The organism is Adlercreutzia rubneri, assembly GCF_009755265.1.
GTDB classification, from domain to species: Bacteria; Actinomycetota; Coriobacteriia; order Coriobacteriales; family Eggerthellaceae; genus Adlercreutzia; species Adlercreutzia rubneri.
This window is the reverse complement of the sequence record NZ_WPOO01000008.1, coordinates 66,853-89,316: the sequence shown is the minus strand read 5'-3', so window position 1 is coordinate 89,316 and position 22,464 is coordinate 66,853. Positions and strand designations below refer to the sequence as shown.

Annotated in this window: 18 protein-coding genes; 12 read left to right on the top strand and 6 right to left on the bottom strand. The window is 64.1% G+C overall.

The features are described 5' to 3' along the window. Positions 1-85: 85 nt before the first annotated feature. From GO707_RS06395 to GO707_RS06375, 5 genes are all read left to right on the top strand, one after another. Positions 86-973, top strand: coding sequence for a LysR family transcriptional regulator (locus GO707_RS06395; RefSeq protein ID WP_157012574.1), 888 nt, complete (start codon positions 86-88; stop codon positions 971-973). 93 nt (positions 974-1,066) lie between these two features. Further along, positions 1,067-2,500, top strand: a complete 1,434-nt coding sequence (locus GO707_RS06390) for a response regulator transcription factor (RefSeq protein ID WP_173114040.1) — start codon at positions 1,067-1,069, stop codon at positions 2,498-2,500. A gap of 158 nt (positions 2,501-2,658) precedes the next feature. Then, a complete protein-coding gene (locus tag GO707_RS06385) occupies positions 2,659-4,341 on the top strand; it encodes an FAD-binding protein (protein ID WP_157012572.1) in 1,683 nt (560 codons plus the stop codon). A 104-nt stretch (positions 4,342-4,445) separates the two neighbouring features. Next, a complete protein-coding gene (locus tag GO707_RS06380; protein WP_157012571.1) occupies positions 4,446-6,059 on the top strand; it encodes a helix-turn-helix transcriptional regulator in 1,614 nt (537 codons plus the stop codon). 160 nt (positions 6,060-6,219) lie between these two features. Further along, positions 6,220-7,860, top strand: coding sequence for an FAD-dependent oxidoreductase (locus GO707_RS06375; RefSeq protein ID WP_157012570.1), 1,641 nt, complete (start codon positions 6,220-6,222; stop codon positions 7,858-7,860). Positions 7,861-7,985: 125 nt separating this feature from the next. On the opposite strand, the gene GO707_RS06370 is transcribed toward GO707_RS06375, so the two are convergent. The 5 genes from GO707_RS06370 to GO707_RS06350 form a co-directional block, all read right to left on the bottom strand. Next, positions 7,986-9,077, bottom strand: coding sequence for an ATP-binding protein (locus tag GO707_RS06370; protein ID WP_157012569.1), 1,092 nt, complete (start codon positions 9,075-9,077; stop codon positions 7,986-7,988). Positions 9,078-9,333: 256 nt separating this feature from the next. After that, a complete protein-coding gene (locus GO707_RS06365; RefSeq protein ID WP_157012568.1) occupies positions 9,334-9,804 on the bottom strand; it encodes an acyl-CoA thioesterase in 471 nt (156 codons plus the stop codon). A 223-nt stretch (positions 9,805-10,027) separates the two neighbouring features. Next, complete coding sequence (gene rhaM, locus GO707_RS06360; RefSeq protein ID WP_157012567.1) at positions 10,028-10,339, bottom strand: L-rhamnose mutarotase; 312 nt, start codon at positions 10,337-10,339, stop codon at positions 10,028-10,030. Between the two features lie 169 nt (positions 10,340-10,508). Beyond that, complete coding sequence (locus GO707_RS06355; RefSeq protein ID WP_197745945.1) at positions 10,509-11,195, bottom strand: LexA family transcriptional regulator; 687 nt, start codon at positions 11,193-11,195, stop codon at positions 10,509-10,511. A 4-nt stretch (positions 11,196-11,199) separates the two neighbouring features. Continuing rightward, the gene (locus GO707_RS06350) at positions 11,200-12,450 is read right to left on the bottom strand and encodes an arginine deiminase (protein WP_157012566.1); all 1,251 of its coding nucleotides are present in this window, start codon (positions 12,448-12,450) and stop codon (positions 11,200-11,202) included. A 254-nt stretch (positions 12,451-12,704) separates the two neighbouring features. Between GO707_RS06350 and GO707_RS06345 the strand changes: the two genes are divergently transcribed. From GO707_RS06345 to argF, 3 genes are all read left to right on the top strand, one after another. Beyond that, the gene (locus tag GO707_RS06345) at positions 12,705-14,135 is read left to right on the top strand and encodes a YfcC family protein (protein ID WP_157012565.1); all 1,431 of its coding nucleotides are present in this window, start codon (positions 12,705-12,707) and stop codon (positions 14,133-14,135) included. 106 nt (positions 14,136-14,241) lie between these two features. Continuing rightward, positions 14,242-15,489, top strand: coding sequence for an arginine deiminase (locus GO707_RS06340; RefSeq protein ID WP_157012564.1), 1,248 nt, complete (start codon positions 14,242-14,244; stop codon positions 15,487-15,489). Between the two features lie 137 nt (positions 15,490-15,626). Further along, entirely contained in the window at positions 15,627-16,634 is a 1,008-nt protein-coding gene (gene argF, locus GO707_RS06335; RefSeq protein WP_157012563.1) for an ornithine carbamoyltransferase, read from the top strand. 62 nt (positions 16,635-16,696) lie between these two features. Here the strand turns inward: argF and GO707_RS06330 are convergent, their stop codons facing one another. After that, positions 16,697-17,218: an acyl-CoA thioesterase gene (locus GO707_RS06330; protein ID WP_157012562.1), complete on the bottom strand. Its 522-nt coding sequence runs from the start codon at positions 17,216-17,218 to the stop codon at positions 16,697-16,699. A 219-nt stretch (positions 17,219-17,437) separates the two neighbouring features. Between GO707_RS06330 and GO707_RS06325 the strand changes: the two genes are divergently transcribed. The 4 genes from GO707_RS06325 to GO707_RS06310 are packed head-to-tail and all read left to right on the top strand — an operon-like array spanning position 17,438 to position 22,376. Beyond that, entirely contained in the window at positions 17,438-19,858 is a 2,421-nt protein-coding gene (locus GO707_RS06325; protein WP_157012561.1) for a molybdopterin-containing oxidoreductase family protein, read from the top strand. Between the two features lie 10 nt (positions 19,859-19,868). Beyond that, on the top strand, positions 19,869-20,486 hold the full coding sequence (locus GO707_RS06320) for a 4Fe-4S dicluster domain-containing protein (protein ID WP_114539236.1): 618 nt from the start codon (positions 19,869-19,871) through the stop codon (positions 20,484-20,486). A 9-nt stretch (positions 20,487-20,495) separates the two neighbouring features. Then, positions 20,496-21,662: an NrfD/PsrC family molybdoenzyme membrane anchor subunit gene (gene nrfD / locus GO707_RS06315; protein ID WP_157012560.1), complete on the top strand. Its 1,167-nt coding sequence runs from the start codon at positions 20,496-20,498 to the stop codon at positions 21,660-21,662. A gap of 27 nt (positions 21,663-21,689) precedes the next feature. Further along, complete coding sequence (locus tag GO707_RS06310) at positions 21,690-22,376, top strand: TorD/DmsD family molecular chaperone (RefSeq protein WP_157012559.1); 687 nt, start codon at positions 21,690-21,692, stop codon at positions 22,374-22,376. Positions 22,377-22,464: the final 88 nt, after the last annotated feature.

Genomic DNA, 22,464 nt, shown 5'->3' with positions numbered 1-22,464 from the left:
TCATCTTAGCGATGGCGTATCATTGCGAAAAGCGACACTGTGGCATATCATCATTGTGAAATTCGCAAAGAAGGGGGGGCTTGCCATGGATACCGCGAAGTGCGCCGCCGTGCTGAAGACCGTGGAGCTCGGCAATCTGACCGCTGCCGCCGAGGCGCTGGGCTACACCGCGTCGGGTATGAGCCGCGCCGTGGCCTCTCTGGAGGCCGAGCTGGGATTCCCCCTATTCACGCGCAGTAAGGCCGGGGTGACGCTCACGCCCGACGGCCGGGCGATGCTGCCGGCGCTCAGCGAGCTCGTCGCCGCCCAGCGGGCCTGCGATGAGCAGGCGGCGGCCATCCGGGGCGCGGTGTGCGGCAGCATCACCGTGGGCAGCGCCTACCGCCAGTTCTACCGCCAGCTGGCCGGCATCATCGCCGCCTTCCACGACGAGCACCCCGGCATCGCGGTGAACCTCGTGGAGGCGAACAGCTCCATTCTCCTCGCCAGCCTCGAGCGCCGCGAGCTGGATTTCGCCATCATGAGCCGCCGCGAGGGCGATCACCGTTGGACGCCGCTTCTGCGCGATCCCATGGTGGCCGTGCTGCCGGCCGACCATCCCTGGGCCGGCCGCAAGACGTTCCCCATCGAGCGCTACGCCGAGGAGCCCTTCATCGAGGTGTACCCCGGCGAGGACTGCGACAACGCGCGCACCCTGGCGGCCTGCGGCGTGAAGCCCCGCCCGCGCTACACGGTGCGCGACACCCACGCCGCCTTCGCCCTGGTGGAAGCCGGCCTCGGCATCACGCTCATGAACGACATCTACGCCCGCGACACCCGCTCGGCCATCGCGTTCATGCCCCTGGCCCCCCGCACCGACATCGAAATCGGCGTCGCCACGCCGGCCAGCGCCCTCTCCCCGGCCCTGGCCGCCTTCGAAGACTTCGCCCTCCCGCGCCTCTCCGCCCAAAGCCAGGCTCTGGCAGGGAAGTGAGGGTGTGGAACACTGACGGGAAGCGGCGGCCATTCCCGATATGCCGCGTATTGGTTGTCGTCCGTGTTGGATCGTTGCGCTATCATGTCGGCCATGGAAAAGTCAGCTTCCCATAGCTTTGAGATCGGGTTCGTGGCCGCGCTTGTCGTGGGACTCGCCTGCATGGACATGTGGCCCGATATGCTCGGGCACGCCGCGGGGCTGGTGGGTGTGAACGACTTGTTCGCGGCGCTCGGTCTCAACGGACGGTTCTTCTGGTCGCTCGGATTGGCGGTCGGCGCCTTCCTCATCGCGGCCTTCCCCGCCTTCACGCGAAAGTTGGATCGGCCGTTGGCCGTGGTGGTTCCCGTGACAGGCCTGCTCGCCACGATTCTGTACGTGAACAGCGAGGCTTCGGGGCTCGGCTTTGCCGGCGCGGCCCTGTGCGCGGTGCTTACGGCCGCCGGCTACGGCTGGCTCGAAGTGCGGCTCATTGCCATGGTCGGTCGCATCCCTCAGTTCTCCACTATCGTGCTCGTGCTGGCGGCGAGCCGCATACTGAAGATGGTTTTCGTGACGGTGACCGGTGTGCTTCCCGAGAGCTTCCAGGTGGTGGGCACCTGTCTTTCGCCCGTGCTGACGGGCGCATCGGTGATCGTCGCCTCGGCCCTGGCTGACCGGGCAGCCCGGGTCACGTTGCTGCGCGGCATGGCCGGGCTTCCCTTCGCGCGTTGGTCGGCGCTTTCCGACACGCGAACTGCCTACGTGTTCCTCGTTGCCGCGGCGGTGCTCTCGGCCGTGGCCCGCTCGGTGAGCGACCTGGGGTTCTGGGGCCGCGAGAACGTGATTGGGGCCCAGTACGTGACGCTGGTACTACCCGTGGGTATAGCCTTGGCCATCGCCGTGTACGTGGCGTTCTTCCGGTTGCGCGAATCGGCGATGCTGTCGCAGTTGGTGGTGCTGTTCCTCATTGTGCTGGGAGGTTTGTTCCTGCAGGACGGCGCCTTGGTGAACGCCCTCGGCCTGCCGTCGGTGGTGGCCGCCCAGGCCTCCATCGCCACCGAGTTGTTCTCCCAGTTCTTGTTCTGGGTGGCCATGATAGCCGCCATGCGCCTGGGCGGTGTGAGTCCCTACCGGGCCGTCGGCGTGGCTGAGGGCTGCATGAGCGCGGCGGCGCTCCTTCTGGGTGTGGCGCTGTTCGGGCGCGGGCCCCAGCAGGGGGTGGTGGCTGCTGCGGCTACCTACGGGACGCTCTTCGTCGTGTGGTACCTGCTGCGGCGCACGCAGTCCATCAGTGAGGCCTGCGCCCCGGTGTTGCCGGGGGAGGATCCCCTTAAGGGCACCTGCGAAGTCGTGGCCGCCCAGCGCGGCCTGTCCCCGCGCGAGACGGAGGTGCTGTACCTTCTGGCCCAGGGCCGCTCGCGCACGTTCATCCAAAGCGAACTGTACCTTTCCGACGGCACCGTGAAGACCCATATTCGCCATATCTACCAGAAGCTCGACGTGCATTCCAAGCAGGAGCTCATCTCGCTTATTCAGAATTCGTAAGTCTCTCATCAGGTAAAACTTCGAAATAATGTCTTTTGGGCGATGGCTTTCATCCCCTTTGGAAGATGGCGGCAGGCCCGTGGCGCCGTAGAGTCCCCCTCGTCTGGCGCCGCCGCGGCGCCGGGCGCAATGTCATCATCTCTGGAAGGGGAACGATCATGGAGAACAACGGAATCGAGACGACGCGACGCGGGTTTCTGAAGGGCGCGGCTTTGGCCGTGGCTGGCGCCGGGGTGGCGGGTCTGGCAGGGTGCGCGCCCCAGGGCTCGGACGCCGGCGCCGGCGCCAGCGCCGGCGGGGCGGCTCCCGCCGATGCGGCCAACATCGCCTGGGACGAGGAGTTCGACGTCGTCATCATCGGCGCCGGCGCTGCGGGCATGACCGCCGCCATCACCGTGGCCCGCGAAGGCAACGGCAAGACCTGCCTTCTGGCCGAGAAGGAACCGCAGCCCAACGGCAACTCGCCCTTCTGCGCCGGCGACTTCAGTTGGACCACGGTGCCCGACGACTACTACACCTACTTGAAGGAGCTGGCCGGCGAGCACACCACTACCCCCGACGAGGTGCTGCGCGTGTTCGCCAACGGCCTCGGCCAGGTGAAGGACTGGGTGGTGGAGCTGGGCGCCCGCGAGGAGGAGATGCAGATTCTGCCCAACGGCACGGCCGAGGATCCCTATCTCAACATCGATGTGGTGTGGCCCGAGCTGGAATGCTCCTACGCCCACGCCATGTGCACCATCGGCGGCATCGTGCGCGACGACCCGGAGTACGACCTGAAGGGCGAGCCCCACATCTTCACCTTCCTCACCAACCGAGTGAACGAGCACACCGATGTGGTGGACTACCGCACGAACTTCGCCATGGAGGAGCTGATTCAGGATGCCGCGGGCCGCATAGTGGGTGCCGTGATCGACGGCAAGAACATCAAGGCCCGCGACGGCGTCATCATGTGCTGCGGCGGTTTCGAGAACGATCCGGCCCTGAAGGAGAACACCTTCGGCGTGTCCACCATCGTGCCGGCCGCGGGCCAGGGCAACACCGGCGACGGGCACCGCGCCTGCATGAAGGTGGGGGCCGACTTCTGGCATATGAGCGGGCTGGCGGGCATGTGGCTGCAGCCGCGCAACCTGGACAACACCGCCTTCACATCGGTGGTCGTCGGCGGCCCGCGCGTGAAGAAGTACGGCATCACCGTGGGTTCCAATGGGCACCGCTTCTACATGGATTACGACGCGCTGACCTCGTGGCCCGATCCGAAACCGGGCTATCTGGCCGACCTGCGCACCGATGTGGGCATGCGCTACGGTCACACCAACTTCGGGGGCGCGTGGCCCTGGCAGGCCATGCCCGCTGACGGCGGCTGGTTTATCTTCGACGCCGATGGCTTGGCGGCCGGTGCCATTCCCGCCGAGACGTCCGCCGACCCTGTGGCCGACAAGCTAGCCCTGACCGCCGACACCCTGGCCGATCTGGCTGCCCAGATCAACGTGCCGGCCGAGGAACTGGAACGCACGGTGGCCGAGTGGAACAAGTTCTGCGCCGAGGGCGAGGATGCCGCCTTCCATCGGCCGCCCGAGACGCTCACCCCGGTGGCCAAGGCACCTTTCTACGCCCAGTTCTGCGCTCCCACGCTGCTGAACACCGACGGCGGCCCGGTGCGCAGCCACCTGGGTGAGATTCTGGATCCCTATGGCAAGCCCATCCCCGGCCTGTTCTCGGCCGGCGAGTTCGGCAGCCTCTGGGGCCACTTCTACCAGGGTTCCGGTAACATCGCCGAATGCCTCATCTACGGCCGCATCGCCGCCGAGAGCGCCATGGGGTGCGAGGTGGCCTATCAGTAGAGAGCGCGTCTTCTTTCAAGCAAGCCAGCCGCCCTCCCTCCCCGCGGCTGGCTTTGCCTTTCGGTTTCCGGCGAGAAGTACGGTAGAATGGAGGCGTGAAGAGCATGGCGAACATACCGGCGATGACCGAGGCAGCTGAGGAGGCGGCCGCATCGGGGACGACGGCGGGCACCCGTCTTGACCGCGACTCCCTGCTGACCGCGGGTATGGCCGTGATGGGGTTCGCGTTGTTCCTGTCGGCAGTGTGGACGGCTCGCAACGAGGCGGCGCTCGTGCCCGACGGAGCGCTCTACACCGCACGCTTCGTGAAGGCCGTCGCCTGCTTCGCCATCGCTTTCACCCTGCGCAGCCACATTCCCTCGGTGGGGAAGTTCTTCGCGTTGGGCGCGGGGTTCGTGGGTATGCACCTTGTCGCATACGGTCTCGGCGCGCTTATGCCCGCGGGCGTAGCCGAATATTTGGCCGCCTCCGTCATTTCCGGGGCCTTCAGCGGCATCGGCGAGGCCTGCGTCATTGTGTTGTTCGCGCATCTGTTCTCCACCTATGCGCCGAGGGTGAGTGCCGTGGCCATTCCGGTGGCCTACCTGCTGAACGAGGCGCTATACTTCTCCACGCTGTACCTGCCCACGGAGGCCATCATGGCGCTGCGTCCGGCGGGGAAGCTGCTCGGCGTAGTGCTTTTGGGGCTGTGCCTGCGCCGCAAGGAGCGGCTGCCCCTGGCCGACAACGAGTACCCGCTCCAGTACGGCATTTCCATCAAGAGCGCCGGCGAGCGCGCCATCACGCTGTTCGCCACCCATCGCAGTTGGGCGCTCATCATCGCCGGCTCCACGCTGTTCCCGCTCATTTTCGGTTTCGTGGCCCAGGCGTGCTCGCGGCTTTCCACCAACTCGGGGCTCTACGACGGGTTCAACGAGATTGTCGCCTTGGGCACCATCGCCCTGCTGGTCTTCTACGGCGTCTGGCGCGCCGGACGCCTCACCTTCGACGAGTTGCTGTACTTCTCGGTGCCCCTGTTCGCCACGGGGTGCCTGCTGCTACCGGCCTTCTGGCTGGCGGACGCCCCCTATGCCGGCATGCTCGTGAAGTGCGGCTACACGGTGAACCAAGTGCTGTTCTGGGTGCTTCTGGCCCAGGAGAGCTATCGCGACCTGCGCCATACCTACCTGTTCTTTGGCCTGTTCTACGGCATCTACGAGCTGACGACCGCCGCGGCGCGACTCACCACCTCGGCCCTGTACGCCGAAGGCGGCATCGATTTCACCTTCATGGTATACGTGGCTTTGGTGGCGCTGTGGCTCATCGCCTGCTATGGCGTGCTGTTCTTCGCGCTGGCGAAACGCGTGGCGCGGGGGCGCCAAGGAGGTGGCCGCTCTGCGGACGCGCCGGTTCCGGACGTCGAGGGACCCGCAGGCGGAGGCGGCGCGAGCGAGGCGGCCGTGGGTGGGGAGGAGGTTCCCGTGCGGCTGGTGCCCGAGGCGCGGCGGACCCTCGTGTTTCCCGACAAGCTGGCGCTCGTGTGCGAGCGTTACGGGCTCACGCCGCGGGAGGTCGAGGTGCTCACCGAGACCATCCACGGCTACAGCATGGAGAACATCGGCAAGAAGCTGTTCGTGTCCCGCGAGACGGTGAAGACGCACCTGCGCCGGGTGTACGCGAAGGTGGGCGTGGGCGGCAAGCAGGAGCTCATTGCGTTCATCGATCGCTACGAGGGCTAAGGCAACTCATAGTTTTCCCAGTTCATGCAGGGGTACCCCATAAATGGGGACGGGCAGGCGCGCCAGAAATGTCTGCTTGGGGGGATGGCGGGAATGCCGCCGGGGTCTAGGATGCGGGGCGTCTCAACGGAGACAGACCAATCCGGAGAAGGAGGACCCCATGACTCAGCAGACTACGAACATCTCCCGCCGCGGCTTTCTCACCCTGGGCGGCCTGACCGCGCTCGGCGGCGCGGCGGCGCTGGCCGGTTGCGCGCCTCAGACGGCCGCCGATAAGAAGCTCTCGGGCACGGGAACGGGAACGAGCGCCGCCGATGTGGACTTCGAGGAGGAGTACGACGTAGTGGTCGTCGGCGCGGGCATTGCGGGCATCACCTCGGCCATCACCGTGAGCCGCGAGGGCGCCGGCGCTTCCTGCCTCGTCATCGAGAAGGAGGCTGCGGCTGCCGGTTGCTCGCCGGTGTGCGCCGGCGACTTCCTCGGCCGCGACGACGAGTACGAGTACCCGGTGCAGTACCTGAAGGACATGGCCACCACCGCCTCGGGCCAGACCATTCCCGACGACGTGCTGGAGGCCTTCGCTGCCGGCATCAACGAGAACCTGGAATGGGTGCTCTCGCTCGGCGCCACCATGGACATGCTGGACACCAAGCGCACGCTCATGGAGGACTTGGACAAAGCCGAGTACCGCGAGTTCGCCAGCGCCGTGGCTCCCGAGTACAGCTTCGACGACAACGCCCAGCCGCCCTTCAACCACCTGCACAACTTCCTTACCCACATCTGCGTCGACGAGTGCACCGAGGCGGTGGAGCTGCGCTTCAACACCCCGCTGGAAGACTTGGTGCGCGATGGGGACGGCCGCGTCGTGGGCGTCATCGCCGACGGCCATGCGATCAAGGCGAACAAGGGCGTCATCATGTGCTGTGGCGGCTACGAGCACAACGAGGAGTTCCTCGAGGGCTTCTGCGGGGTGGGGAACGCGATATCCTTCGCCATGGAGGGCAACACCGGCGACGGCCACAAGATCTGCGCCCGTCACGGTGCCGACTTCTGGCATATGCACAACGCCGCCGGTTTCTGGATGGCTGGGCGCAACCTGGACAACACCGCGTTCTCCAACGGGGCCCTCGCCAGCCACAAGTACAAGTGCTATGGCATCACCGTGGGCAAGAACGGCCGCCGCTTCTACATGGATTGGGACGGGCATAAGTCCCTGGACGTATCCAACGATGCGGCGGACATTCCTCGTGACGACCTGAGCCGCCATGTGGGCAGCCGCCACGGCGTCATGCAGTTCGGCGGCGAGTGGAACCATCTGCCCATGCCCTCCGTTGGCTGGTTCGTGTTCGACAGCGACAACTACGAGCGCGCCTTCGATTTCGAGGCCACCAAGACCACGGATCCCGTGGCCGATGGCTGGCTGTACAAGGCTGACACCTTGGAGGACTTGGCCGCCCAGATGGAGGTGCCCCCCGAGGAGCTGACTGCCACGGTGGCCCAGTGGAACGAGTTCTGCGAGCGCGGCGCTGATATGGCCTTCTATCGGCCGGCCGACACGCTCACGCCCATCAAGACCGCTCCCTTCTACGCCCAGCGCTGCAATCCAGCTATGCTGAACACCGATGGCGGCCCGAAGCGCGCGGCCGACGGTGCCATCCTCGATTGCAACGGGGAGAAAATTCCGGGTCTTTATGCCGCCGGCGAGTTCGGTAGCGTGTGGGGCTACCTCTACCAGGGCAACGGCAACGTGGGTGAGGCCATGGCCTTCGGCCGCATCAGCGCCCGCAGCTGCCTGGCGTAAGGCGTCCCCCGACCATCTCGCAACCGCGCAATACCCCTAGCTCAAAGCCAGCCGCTTTCCCTCCCTGCGGCTGGCTTTTGTGCTGTGCTGAGAATATGGACCGAGCTCTGGGCCTTCCAGTCTGGTTACCCCAGTCTTTCCCGAAGATAGTCTTTGAACATGGGCAGGGCGATGCGCACCGTTCCTTGGCCGTTGTCGACAAGGAGGCCTTGCTCCATGAGACGCCTTTTGTATTGCGAGGCGTAGTTGCTCTTCTTTTCCATGCGTCTCGCGATATCGGCAAGCGCACTTGGACCCTCGTCGTCGAGCATAGCGGCGAGAAAGCGCACATCCCCTTTCGAGAGCTCGCAGAACGTGGTGTCGAAGACCTTTCGCTGCAGGTCGTTACGGGCGTAAAGTCCTCCGCTGTCCACGTCCTCGAGGGTAACATCGTCTCGTTCAGGCGATTCGTTCCAGGCGCGGTAGCCTACGAGCTGCATCATGTAGGGGAAGCCCGCCGTCAGCTGCACGGCCCGCGAAAGCGCCTCCGGGGACACGCCGCGGCCTCCGTCCTCGATAGTCTTTCGCATGGCCTGCTCGATATCGAAGTCGCTTACAACTCCCAGTTCATGGAAGTTGGCCCTTCTCAGAAACGATACGGACTTGTTTTGCAAAAGCCCGTTTACGTGAGTCGGAAGGCCTGCCATGAAGAGAGCGACGCGGCGACGATCGCGGACGAAATGTTGGAAAACGGATGCAAGCTGGACCATTTCATCGAGGTCTTCGCGTACCTCATCGACGGTAATGAGAAGCCCCGCATCCGCTTCGGCCAGTTGACCCAAGGCCTCTTCCATGCGTATGCGCCAGGTGGGATGGTCGTTGTCGGCACTTTGGAACTGGATCTCAGCGAGATCGGCCACCTTGATGCCCGACAGTTTGAAAGCGCCCTTTCTTTCAATAAGATGAGAGGAGTTCCTGAGCGTTTGCTGAAGGATTTCGTCGAGCATGCCGGGAAGCGCCGACACGTTGACTGCGACCCAGCCCCGGGAGGAGGCCTCATCGGCCAGATACGAGAGGAGTGCGGTCTTTCCCGTGCCGCGAGCGCCCGTCAGGATGGTCGTGAGGCCCGGGTCGCCCGGGCCGGCCTCCAGAGCGCGGATGAGTTCCGAAATGATATGTTCGCGCCCCGCCATGTGAGCGGGAATGACGCCGAACGTCGGGGTGAAGGGATTGGTCATTTCAGAGGCCTCCTTGACAATTTTTGCATCTTTTGCAATTTTTGCATCTTTTGCAACTTTTGCCAAGCGGTAGAAGAGATGGCTTTGGCTGGCACTGAGGCCGGCGCCCCCGCTGCGCCCCCAGTGCCGCCGTCGGGTCGCAGGGAGCGGCTTCGGCTGCCCCTCCGCAATCGCGTAGGCCGATGCGGCCGCCCATCCGGAGAGGACGGCTTCGGCCGTCTATCCGCGATCGGTGTTCACTTTCGCGGGTGTAGCCTTATGCCTCTTCCGCGATCTTCTCGTAGTGGGCGTACAGGTCGGGGAAGGTGCGGCGCAGGCTTGTCGGCTTGAAAGTGTCGCGCTCCACCACGCAGACGGTGACGAGCGCGTCCACGAGCGGGGTGGCGCCCTCGCGCAGAAGCGGCTCGCCCGCGGCACCGGTGCCCGCAGCATCGTCGCCATGGTAGACCTGCTGGCGGTACACAGTGCGCATGGGCAGGTTTTTCGCCACCGAGGTGCGCACGAAGCCGGCCTCGCCGTAGCGCAGCGGGGCCTTGTAGTGCACTTCCAAATCGTAGATGGGACTCATGTAGCCGGCCGCTTCAAGGCGCTCGTTGTAGGAGAAGCCGAGCGCGTTCAAGAAGTCCACCCGGGCGTCTTCGAAATACAGCAGGTAGTTCGCGTGGTAGACCACCCCCATCATGTCCGTCTCGCCGTACCGCACGGTTATGGGGGTGTGCCTGTGCATCTCTTCGCTCGCTTTCGCCGTTTCGCTTAGGTTCCAGCACTCATTATAGTGAAGGTCGCCCTCTTTTGGCCAAAACGACGCGGTTCTCGTACCTCTTAGCGGGTCGCGCCGAAAAGCGACAATGCGCGACTTGGGAAAACGGCACCGAAACGGCTTCGAGGCTGCTTCGGAGTGGCGCGCGAGCTACGAGAACCGCCCTCTTTTGGCCATTTCCCGCGACAGGCTAGTCCAAATGGAAGAGCACGGGCAAGTCCATCGAGACCGGCGAGTTGTCCTCGTTGGTCTCCATGATGTCGGCCATGAAGTCCCACCACTTCCGGTTGATGGCCGTATCGGCGCCGGCGGCCCACCGCTCGGGGTCGTCGATCTCGATGTAGCCGAACAGCGTCAGCGTGTCCGGGTCCAGCGCGATGGTGTAGTTGCGGCCGCCGTGGGCGTGGATCATGTCGATCATCTCGGGCCACAGCTCGTTGTGCCGCCGCTCGTACTCCTCTTCCATGCCGGGGTACAGCTTCATCTTGAACGTCTTGATCATCGGGTGCTCCTTGGGCGAAGGGGGTTGGGCCCGCATGCAGCGGGCGCTTTCTGGGGGCTATGCTAGCGCGTTGCTCCGGGAAAAAGCGCGTCCCCATGGCACTTGCGACGAAACTGACAAAGTGCAGATCGTGCGCATGGGGGCGATTGCGTGGAGTCGGAAAGCCGGCTCAGAGCGCTTCCGTGTCGTGGCTGGCCTGGAAGAAGACCACCACGCCGATGATGCGCACTCGGCGCTTGTCTAGGATGAGGTCGGGCGAGGGTGCATCGTAGGACCATGAGGAAAGCACGACGGTGTTGTTGCCCGCCGTGTAACGGCGCACGACGATAGTGGCGTTGTCCACCAGAGCCACGACGGTGCACCCGTTGTAGGGCCGGGCCCGCTGGTCGACGAGTAGGAGACTGCCGACGGGGTAGAGGCGCGTCATCTCTCGATAGTCCATGCGCACGAAGATGCTGGCCACGTGACGGGCCGCCACGTCGGACGGCGCGCAGGCGTAGCCGGTATGGCGCAGCGTCGTGCCGTTGCCCGAGCGATCCGTCTTGTACACGGGAAGGATCGCATCTCCCGCCCCCTCAGCGGCACCCGTGCCGTCGTTTCGCGTCTCCGGGCCCGGCCAGTTGTCTGCGGGCTGGGCACTCGGCGCCGTGCCCAGCCCGCGCTCCTCGCTCATGATGTCGTCAGCGCAGACGGCGAAGTCGGCGATCATCTTGTCCAGATGGGTGCGCCGGGGGAAGGTGCGGCCGCTTTCCCAACGGCCCACCGTCTCCTTGGTGACGCCGAGCCTGCCTGCGAAGGCGGTCTGCGACAGTCCCTCCCGCTCGCGCAGGCGCCGTATGTTCTCGCCGATGCTCACAACGCTAGAGATCCTCGCGCACGAGGGGCAAACACAGGCTGTTGGGACCGCCGAACCCGACCGTCATCTCCTGGATAGATACTGGGTGCACGGTCATGCCCGCATCGACGAGCGCCTCGTTGGCGGCGAGATTCTCCGCGCACACGCAGAGGTTGCCGGGCGCAAGGGGCAGGATGCCCGCTGCTCCGTTGCCGTACTCGAAGGCCATAGGGCCGCCGCCGTCGCCGAAGTCGATGAGCCGCACCGGGCCGCCTCTCGTGGCCGCCCCCAGGATACGAGCGAGGCCCTCGCTACAGGGCTCGATGCGCACGCCGCCCCGCCGCCGGGCCCGCCGCAGGCGGTAGACGCGGGGCTCGCGGGCCAGGAGGGGATCCACCACAAAGGTGTCCCCGTCGATGGGAGAGAGGTAGGCGTCCAGATGCAGGCGGTTGCCGCTCTGGGGCACTTCGATCACGTACACATCGGTGACAGACGACCCGTCGCCCCACAGCAGCCCCTGACTCAGACGGTCGATGGCCAGGCTCTCCGTGCGACTCGAGAGCCCGATGGCCACGGCGTGCCCGCTCAAGTTGACGATATCTCCGCCTTCCAGGTGGAAAGAGCTGTCGTGGCCGAACCATTGGGGCGTGTCCGCGAAGCACGGGTGATGCTCCGCGACGGTCTGGAGCAGGTCTACCTCGCGGTTGCGGTCGTGCCAGTACATATGGTTGAGACTGATGCCGCCGCCGATCACGCTTAAGGGGTCGCGCGTGAAAAACGCCGTGTTCAGCGGGCTCGAGAGGAAGGTATCGGGATCGAAAGCGCTGTCGGTGAGGGCGGCTAGCGGAAAGCGATCGGAGGCGTCGAGGTCGGTGTCGCCGTAGCGTATGCCGTTGAAGAGGCGGGTGACGAACTGCTCGGCGTCAGCGGCCTCGGACATGTACCGGGTCGCCGCCTCGGTCAGCTCGGAGCCCTCGATGCGGCAGTTGGCCAGGAAGCGATCGAGCAGCTCGTCTTTGGCCTCGGGCGCGAAGGCGAGGGTCTCCCCGACCAGCTCAGTCAGCTCGACAACCTCGGCGCCTTCGGCGCGAAGGATCGCCGTGAGGGCATCGTGCTCGTCCTGGGCCCGTGCCAGATCGAAGTCGCTGCTCGTGGGCCGCAAGGGGAAGGCCAGAGCAAATTCCCCGTGAGGGAAGCGTCGCGTCTCTGGGCCCGGCCGGTGGACGAGCACTCGCTTGAGGCGGCCCACTTCGTTGTTCACTCGCACGGTATCCATGGCTGTTTCGCTCCGTTTCTTCTCTCGTTGTCCTTCCAAAGCATAGGGAATTTTCGAGCCTGAGAAAAGGCACTGAGGAAAAAAAGTGACTTTTAACGTCACCTTCTACTGCTCAGGCGACGGGAAAGGTCACTGCGGATGCCGCTTCTCCGAGCTGCGTTCCCGCTTGCGATGCGACGGCCGGACGGGAGGTGTCGCCCCGCGATGATGGCCTCGCGAATCCCGCACGCAGCGAGTGAGAAAGGAGAGGTGCAATGAGGGAAAAGGCAAAGCGCACGTTCCAGGTGCCGCATACCTACACGATCATCTTTATCTTGATGATCATCGTGGCGGTCATGACGTGGGTCGTTCCGTCGGGAACGTTCGCGACGACGGAGATCGACGGGCGCGAGGTGACGGTGGCGGGTACCTACGAGCAGATGGACAAGACGTTCGTCGATGGCGAGACGGGCAAGCAGGTCGATCTGCGCCAGGGTCCCGGAGCGGTGCTGGAGGCGCCCATCGCGGGCATCATGGCCGCGGCCGAGGTGGTGGCCTTCGTGTTCATCGTCGGTGGCGCGTTCCAGATCATCACGGCTACCGGCGCCATCGACGCCGGCATGCGCCGGGTAGTGAGGAGGTTCAAGAGCAAGGACATTCTGGTTATCCCCATCGCCATGCTCCTGTTCGCCCTCGGCGGCTCCACCTTCGGCATGGCCGAGGAGACCCTGCCGTTCTTCGCCATATTCCTGCCCATCATGATCGCCATGGGCTTCGATTCGCTCACGGCGTTCATGATCGTGTTCATCGGCGCGAAGGCAGGCTACATCGCCTCGACGGTAAACCCCTTCAGCGTGCTCATCGCTCAGGGCGTTATCGGCATCACGGGCAATCCTCAGCTTTGGCTGCGCGCTATCATGTTCGTGGTGATCGTGGGGCTTTCCATCGGCTGGGTTGTTCTCTATGCGCGCAAGATTCGCAAGAATCCCGAGCTGTCGCTCACCTACAAAGACGACAAGCAAAAGCGCCTGGAGATGGGAACCGTAGATGACGACGCGCCGTTCACGATGGCTCAGAAGTGGGTTCTCGTGGTGTTCCTTGCTGGCATGGCGCTTATCGTGTGGGGGCTTGTCACGCAGGGTTGGTACATGACCGAACTGTCTGCGGTGTTTCTTGCTATGGGCCTCATCTCGGGCATTGTGGCGCGATTCTCTCAGCAGAAAATCGCCCAGGAGTTCGTCGTCGGCCTGAAGGACTTCGCGTTCTCGGCCATCGTGATCGGCCTTGCCCGCGGCGTGCTCGTTATTGCCGATAACGGCATGATCATCGATACGATCCTGAATGCCATGGCTACAGGTTTGTCCGATGTGGCGCCGGCGGTATACACCACCATCCTTTACGTGGTGGAGAACCTGCTGACCATCTTGGTGCCGAGCTCTTCCAGCTTGGCGGCGCTGACCATGCCGATTTTCGGGCCGCTGACGGAGCTGGTGGGCCTTAACCCCGAAGGAGCCGTCACGGCGCTTTGCCTGGCCGAGCCGATGATGACCATCATAGCTCCCACCAGCGCCATTCTTGTTGCGGGTCTTGCCGTATGCAAAATCAGCCTCGAGCAGTGGTGGAAGACTTGTTGGAAATGGTGGCTGCTCATGAGCGTGGTGTGCATCGGTTTCACGACGGTGTCGGCCATGCTGCCTGTGGCGTAGGCCGCGGTGCAGCGACCTTTTTCGCGAGGCCGTCGAATGTTGGATGCGGTGGCCCCGCGATCTGGAAAAGTAGTATGTTGCCCTAGGGCAGTGAAAGGAGCGAGAGATGGCGAACAAGCCCATTCACGTTACGAGCGAAATTGGAAACCTGCAGCGCGTCGTGCTGCACCGACCGGGACGCGAGCTTGCCAATATGAAGGCAGCCGAGTTTGAAAAATGCTGGATTCACGATGCCTTCTATTTGGAATACGCCCAAAAGGAGCATGACGTCTTCGCGGGCATTTTGCGCGATGCCGGTGCCGAGGTGCTCTATATGGAGGAGCTGCTGGCTGAGGCGATGGATGTAAACCCGGCGGCGCGCGCGGCGTTTCTGGATGAATATATGGTCCAGGCTCCCATTCCCGATCCGGCATTGGTGCCCCTTGTTCGCGAGAAGCTCGATGCTATTGAGAACAATCGCGAGTTGGTGGACAAGGCGCTTGCCGGCATGCGTGTGAACGAGCTTGATCTGGCGACCGGCCCGCTCACGTTGTCCCGTTTGGAGGGAGACGGCCTCGCATTCGACGACTTCGTGGTGTTCTCGATGCCGTCGAGCTATTTCTCCCGCGATCCCATTGCCTCCATCGGCACGGGAGTGGCGCTGCATCGCATGTACCACAATCAGCGCAATCGCGAGGTGCCCTTCTATAAGACCTTCCTTACCTATCATCCCGATTTTGCGGGAACGCCGTTCTGGTACGACAACCATAGCGAGGCCCATATCGAGGGCGGTGATGTGCTGAACATCAACGAGACTACCTTGGCTGTCGGTATTTCGGAGCGTACTGAGGCTGCGGCGATCGATGCGTTGGCTCAGAACTTGTTCTGGGGCGAGGAGCCTTCCGCCATCGAGACGGTGTACGCCATTAAGATCCCCTTCGGCTATGAGACCATGCACTTGGATACGGTGTGCACGCAGATCGACTACGACAAGTTCACGGTATACCCGGGTATGTACGACGAGTTGCATGCGTATCGTCTGCGCAAGGGCGACAATGCGGGCGAGGTGGCTGTGGACGAGCTGGACGGCTCCCTGAAAGACATCCTGCAAATGGCCACGGGCGTCGATGACATCATGCTGATCGAGTGCGGCGGGGGAGATCCGGTCGAGGCTTCGCGCGAGCAATGGAACGACGGATCCAACACGTTGGCTATCGCTCCGGGCAAGGTGTGCGTCTACGAGCGCAATGTCGTGACCAACGACGAGCTGTACAAGGCGGGCATCGAGCTGTGCGTGGTGCCCTCCGAGGAGCTTTCCCGTGGACGCGGCGGCCCTCGCTGCATGTCCATGCCTTTCGCCCGCGCCGATATCTAGCGCGTGCGGATGAAGCGGGGGCGCAATCGGGCGATCGTTGTGCCGGCGCTGCGCCGAGTGTGCCCCCGACCATTTCGGCTTATCGCCGTTCGACAATTCGACTTTCGCTATTGAAGAATCTGAAAGGGTGATTCACTATGCCGCTCAATCTCTCTGGGAAGAATTTTCTCACGTTGCTCGATTTCACTCCCGAGCAAATCAATTACCTGCTCGACCTTTCTCGCGACTTCAAGAACGTGAAGCGCGCCGGCACCCCGCACCGCTACCTCGAGGGCAAGAACATTGTGCTGCTGTTCGAGAAGACCTCCACGCGCACCCGCTGCGCCTTCGAGGTGGGCGCCATGGATCTCGGCATGGGCGTGACCTACCTGGATCCCGGTTCCTCCCAAATGGGCAAGAAGGAGTCCATCGAGGACACCGCCCGCGTGCTCGGCCGCATGTACGACGGCATCGAGTATCGCGGCTTTGAGCAGTCGGTCGTGGAGGATTTAGCGGCGAATGCCGGCGTTCCCGTGTGGAACGGACTTACCGCCCAGTTTCACCCCACCCAGGCTCTGGCCGATATTTTGACCATGCGGGAGGAGTTCGGGGACGATCTGCGCGGCCGCAAGCTGGCCTTCTTCGGCCAGGTGGGCAATACCGCCTCGTCTCTCTTGGTTATTTGCGCCAAGCTCGGCATCGATTTTGTGCAGGTAGGGCCCCAGGCCGACGTTCCGGGCAATCGCACGTACCGTCCCGAGCTGTGGAAAGCTTGCCAGGAATTGGCAGCGGTAAGCGGGGCGACCCTCACCATGACTGACGATATCGACGAGGGCATTCAGGGCGTGGATGCCGTTTACACCGATGTGTGGGTCGGCATGGGTCAGTCGGCCGATTTGTGGTGCGATCGCATTGCGCTTTTGGAGCCCTACCGCGTAACTGAGGAGGTTATGGCGAAGGCGAATCCCGGGGCAATTTTCATGCACTGCCTCCCCTCGTTCCATGACACGAACACGACGATCGGCGCTGAGATTGCCGAGCAGTTTGGCGTGACGGAGATGGAAGTGGAGGACGCGGTGTTCGAATCCGAGCAGTCCCGTGTTTTCCAAGAAGCGGAAAATCGCATGCACACCATTAAGGCCGTCATGTACGCTACGTTGCGCTAGAGGCATACTGCCAATACGAAAGGGGCCGTTCTCCCTCGTGGGGGAGCGGCCCCGCGCTGCAATCAGGCCTCTTCCACGATGTCCTCGTACTTGGCGTAGAGGTCGGGGAAGGTGCGGCGCAGACTCACGGGCTTGAAGGTGTCGCGCTCGACGACGCACACGGTGACGAGCGCGTCCACGAGCGGGGTCGCGCCCTCGCGCAGGTGGGGCTCGTGGCAGGAAGCTGCCGCAGTGCCCTCCGTGCCCGGATCGCCCTCGATCCCGTCAGCCGCCTCGCCTTCCGAAACATCTTCCGCCCGGTACACCTGCTGGCGGTAGACCGTGCGCATGGGCAGGTTCTTCGCGACCGACGTGCGCACGACGCCCGCCTCGCCGTAGCGCAGCGGCGCCTTGTAGTGGATCTCGATGTCGTGGATGGGGCTCATGTAGCCGGCCCCCTCGATGCGCTCCGCATAGGAGAAGCCCAGCGCGTCCAGGAAGTCGATGCGGGCGTCCTCGAAGTACAGCAGGTAGTTCGCATGGTAGACCACCCCCATCATGTCCGTCTCGCCGTACCTCACTTTGATGGGGGTGTGCCTGTGCATGCTCGCGCTCGCTCTCTCGTCAAATGCGCTCGTGGGTTTCACTAGATTATAGCGAAAGCGCATCGCCTCCTTTTGTTTACCAAAATACCTTCAATTTTTTGTAAAAATCCAGGTCAAATCCTATAAGTAAAAAACTTGTTTCCTAGAATTTCGCGCCCTTCGCTCCTATACTTTTGCGCGGTTCCAAAACCTGTTTGAAAGCGAGAGCAAGGAGGAGAGATGACCGAGTCTTCAAGCACGCGCGGACGGCTGACGCGTCGCGGTTTCCTGAAGACCGCCGGCGCTGCGGCCGGCGTTGCGGGGCTCGCCGGCGTGGCGAGCATGGCGACTGCCGACGGTTGGCTGGCGCCCGCTTCGGCCGAGGCCGCGCCCGAGGAGCATGTGGCGCGCACCTACCATCAGAGCCATTGCGGGGGCATGTGCTCGCTGGCGTGCACGGTGCGCGACGGGCGCATGGTGAAGGTCCAGCCCAACGGCGTGGGCAACCCCGACTTCCAGACCATCTGCCTGAAGGGCATCTCGGAGGTCGCGCACATCTACGGAAAGGGCCGCGTGCAGACGCCGCTCAAGCGCGTCGGCGAGCGCGGAAGCGGACAGTTCGAGCCGATCAGCTGGGATGAGGCGCTCGACGAGGTCGCCGAGCTCATCAAGACCACGCAGGACGCCTACGGCCGCGACTCCATCATGGTGCTGGCCACCGCCGAGGCCGACTTCGGTTTCCTTGCCCCCATGCTGGGCGCGCAGACCGGCGGTTTCGACGGCATCGATGTTGGCACCGGCAACGGGCTCGACCCGGCCATGGGCTTCGGCGCGGGATACGCGATGTGTGCCCCCGAGGCGCGCGACTGGCAGCGCTCGAAGCTCGTGCTCACCGTGGGGTCGAACTACTGCGAGTCGAGCCTGCCCAACGTGTTCACGTTCTTCGACGCCAAGGAAGCCGGCGCGCACATGGTGACGGTCGATCCGCACTACTCCACGACGGCCTCGAAGTCCGACGAGTGGATTCCCATCGAGCCCGGCACCGATGCGGCGCTGTTTTTGGGCATGATCTCGCACATCATCGACAACGATCTTGCCGACGAGGACTTCATGGCGCAGCACTCGACGATGCCGTTCCTCGTCGATGCCGAGACGGGTCTGCTCATCCGCGATCACGAGGAGATCGCGCCGGTCGATGAGGCGGCGGAAGCTGAGCCGGAGACGCCCGAGCAGAACCCCTACTTCGTCATCGATCCGGTCACCGGCAACCCCGTCCACCACACCCAGTGCGACACGCCGGCGATCTCCGGCACGACTCAGGTGCGCGGTCGCAACGCGGTCACGGTGTGGGATGTGCTCGTGGAGGGCCAGAAGCCCTACACGGTCGATTGGGCGGCCGAGATCACGGGCATTCCCGCCGAGCGCATCGCCAGCTTGGCCGAGGAGTACGCCGAGGGCCCCTCGTCGCTGGCGCTCGGGTGGGGCGGCAACGACAAGATGACCAACGCCGATATCGCCGGGCATGCCGCCGCCGTGCTCGTGGCCATTACGGGCAACGTGGGCAAGCCGGGCGCGGGCGTGGGCGTCTACGTGGGCCAGTCCTACAACAGCTACGCCCCGGCGCTCGGCGCGTGGGCGCTGCCGGAGGACTGGGCCGCCGCGGCGTCCGAGGTGAGCATCTACGACATGCCCTACCGGGAGAACAACTGCCATGCGGCCATCTTCTGCGGCGACATCGTGGCGCAGCATCTGGCCAACATGAATGTGACGTGCGACTGGGCCGATACGCTCGACTTCATCGTGACCATGGACCCCTACTTCACCGAGGGCGCGAAATGGTCCGACTACATCTTGCCGTGCACGTCGCGCTTCGAGTACGACGAGCCGTTCGGCAATGTGAAGGCGGGCTACAGCCAGATCGTCATCCAGGAGAAGATCATCGACCCGCTCTTCGAGGCGCGCACCGACCTGTGGATCCAGCGCGAGTTGGCGAGCCGCCTCGGTCTTAAGGCCGGCATCCCCGAAAGCTCGGTCGATCGCTGCAACGCGATTCTGTCCACCTCGACTGAGCCGTGGGTGTCGGAGCTTACGGTGGAGAAGATCTCGGAGAACGGCGCCGTGTGGCCCGTGCCCGATCGCGAGGTCATCCGCGAGGTTGTGCCCGATCAGGTGTTCCCGACGCCGACGGGCCGCATGGAGCTGTACTACGACGGCATGGTCCCCTTCGATCAGCAGCTGCCCCAGTGGGAGCCCTGCACCGAGATCGCCGACGAGTCTTTGCGCGCGCAGTTCCCGCTACAGCTCACCAACACGCGCACGCGCTTCCGCATCCACAACCAGTTCTACGATTCAGACTGGCTCCAGCTGATGTACGAGCCGCTCGTCATGCTGAACCCGGCCGATATGGCCAGCCGCGGCCTTGAGACGGGCGATGTGGTGCGCGTGTTCAACGATCGCGGCGAATTTAAGGTGCACGCGGCCGCGAACAACGCCATTCGTCCCGGCTCGGTGCGCATCTACGAGGCGGCCACGGCCGATTACACCGTCGCGGGCAACCTGCAGAACGTCACGAACAACACGATGATCGAGCGCGGCTACGACCTCATGTGCGGCCCGGTGATCCCGTTCTCCGACACGCTCGTCGAGATCGAGAAAGCGTAGGAGGGACATCATGACCAGACTAGCCATTGCTATCAATCTCGACCGCTGCGTCGGTTGCCACACCTGCGCCCTGTCGTGCAAGATGCAGAACAACGTGCCCGAGGGGATGCTCTGGAACCGCGTGCTCACCGAGGACTGTGACGTTGTGGACGGCGCGCTCGGCACCTATCCCAATGTGACGCGCACGTTTCTGCCCGTGGCCTGCCAGCACTGCCAGAACGCGGCGTGCCAGCGCGTGTGCCCCACCGGCGCCACCTACAAGGACGACAAGGGCCGCGTGGAGATCGACTATGACAAGTGCATCGGTTGCCGCATGTGCATGGCCGCCTGCCCCTACAACGCGCGCAACTTCAACTGGCAGACGCCGGTGCGCGTGACGGGCGCCAACTACGGTGATGCCGAAGTGCCGGTGCGGCCCAAGGGCGTGGCCGAGAAGTGCACGCTGTGCCGTGAGCGCACCGATCGCGGCGAGGAGCCCATGTGCGTCGTGTGCTGCCCGGCCCATGCGCGCATCTTCGGCGATTTGGACGATCCGGACAGCGAGATCTCCCAGACCATCCTGAACCGCAAGGCATGGACGCTTCTGGAGAACCAGGGCACCCGTCCGTCCGTTCACTACTTCGAATAGGAGGCTCTCATGGAACTGATCAAGCGATACAAAGTCCTGGCGGCCATCCTGGCCGTCGTGGTGGCCGTGGGCGTGGGGTGCTGGGTGTACCAGCTCATCTTCGGCCTGACGGTGACGGGTATGAACAACGGCACCTCGTGGGGCCTCTACATCACCAACTTCATGTTCTTCGTGGGGCTTTCCGCCGGCGGCCTCATCGTGGCCTCCTCGGCGAGCGTGTTCCACATCACGAAGTTCAAGGCGGTGGCGCTTCCCGCCATCATCCTCTCCACGGTGTGCATCTGCGCGGCGGGCATGTTCGTGCTCATCGATTTGGGCGGCATCCAGCGCGTGTGGCGCATCCTGACCGGCCCCAATCCGACCTCCCCGCTTCTGTGGGACGTGTGCGTCATCACCTGCTACCTCATCATCAACGTGCTCTATCTCGTGTTCATGACGCGCGGCAACCAGCACGCCGTGTCCATCGTGTCGCGCTTCGCGCTTCCCTGCGCCATCCTGGTGCACTCGGTAACGGCGTGGATCTTCGGCCTCGAGGCTGCCAAGGAGGGCTGGTATACGGCCATCATGGCCCCCATCTTCGTGGCAAGCGCCATGGACTCGGGTCTTGCGCTTCTGCTCGTCGTGCTCGGCGTTCTGAAGAAGGCCGGCATCTACGACACCTCTCGCGAGCTTATGGCCATGCTCGCCGGCCTTCTGTGCACGTGCGTGGCGGTGGACGCGTTCTTCATCTTCTGCGAAGTGCTCACTATGGCCTATCCCGGAGCGGCTGGAGCGGAGACCTTGGCGCTTTTGACGACCGGGCCCACCGCTCCCTTCTTCTGGTTCGAGATCATCTGCGGTCTGGTGATTCCGTTCTGCATCCTCGTGTTCGCGAAGAACCGCCAGAGCGCCGTGCTGATCAACGTGGCCTGCGTGCTCATCGTGGTGGGTGTGTTCTGCAAGCGCGTGTGGCTCTTGTTCACTGCCTTCATCGTTCCCAACGTGATGGGAGCGCCGGGCATCATCTCCGGCTCGAGCGAGGCGGCGCACGCGACGGGCACGGCGTCGTTCGCGGTGCTGAGCTCGTATGCCCCCACGCCGATCGAGATCCTCGTGGCCGCCGGCGTGATCTCGCTGGTGATCCTGGCGTTCATGGTGCTCGCGAGCAAGCTGATCGTGGAGCGTCGCGAGAAGTAGGATCGAGGAGAAGGAAGGGAATGCGTCATGGAGTGCACTTTGGAGCGTGAAAAGGCCGCGCAACATGCGGAGGCCGCCGCCGATGAGCTGGCACGTGCCCTGGCCTTTGTGGGAAATTCGTTTCTCGCCCCGATGAGCCAGACGTCCGATGCGGCGCTCGACCGGGCCTTCTGGGCGGCCTTCCCCGATTTCGGGAGCGAGGAGGCGGCGTGTGCCCTCGATGGGCTGTTCGCCTGGGCGGCCGAGGGCGAGAACGTGCCGCGCGCCGAGCGCGTGCGCGCTGTCTCGGTGGAGTACGCGCGCCTGTTCATCGGGCCGCCGGAGCCGGCGGTGGCGCCGTGGGAGTCCTTCTACGTGCAGGAGGGCGTGACGAACGGGTTCGGCGAGCCGACGTTTCGCATGCGGGAGCGCCTTCGCCAGGCGGCCCTCGAGGTGTCGAACGAGAACAACCAGTACGCCGATCATATCGGTATCGAGCTTCTCTACTGCAGCGAGCTTGCTCGGCGGGCGGCCTCGGGCGGCCCTGCGGGGACGGAAGAGGCGGCTTTGCTGGAATCGTTCGTGGAGATCGACCTGCTCCCCTGGCTCGGGCGGTTTACGACGGCGCTCTATGAGGAGGGGGCGACCTACTACGGTCTGCTGGCCGATCTCGCCGAGGGTCTGCTTGGCGTTGTGCGGGCCTTCTCGCCGAGCGCATCAACCTGTGCAGCCTAAAGAAGAGCGCTTTCTCGCCGAGCGCCTGTGCCTGCGTGCGCTATAATGCCGCAGACGCAGGCGCTTTCTTTGCGCCGATCGGACACGA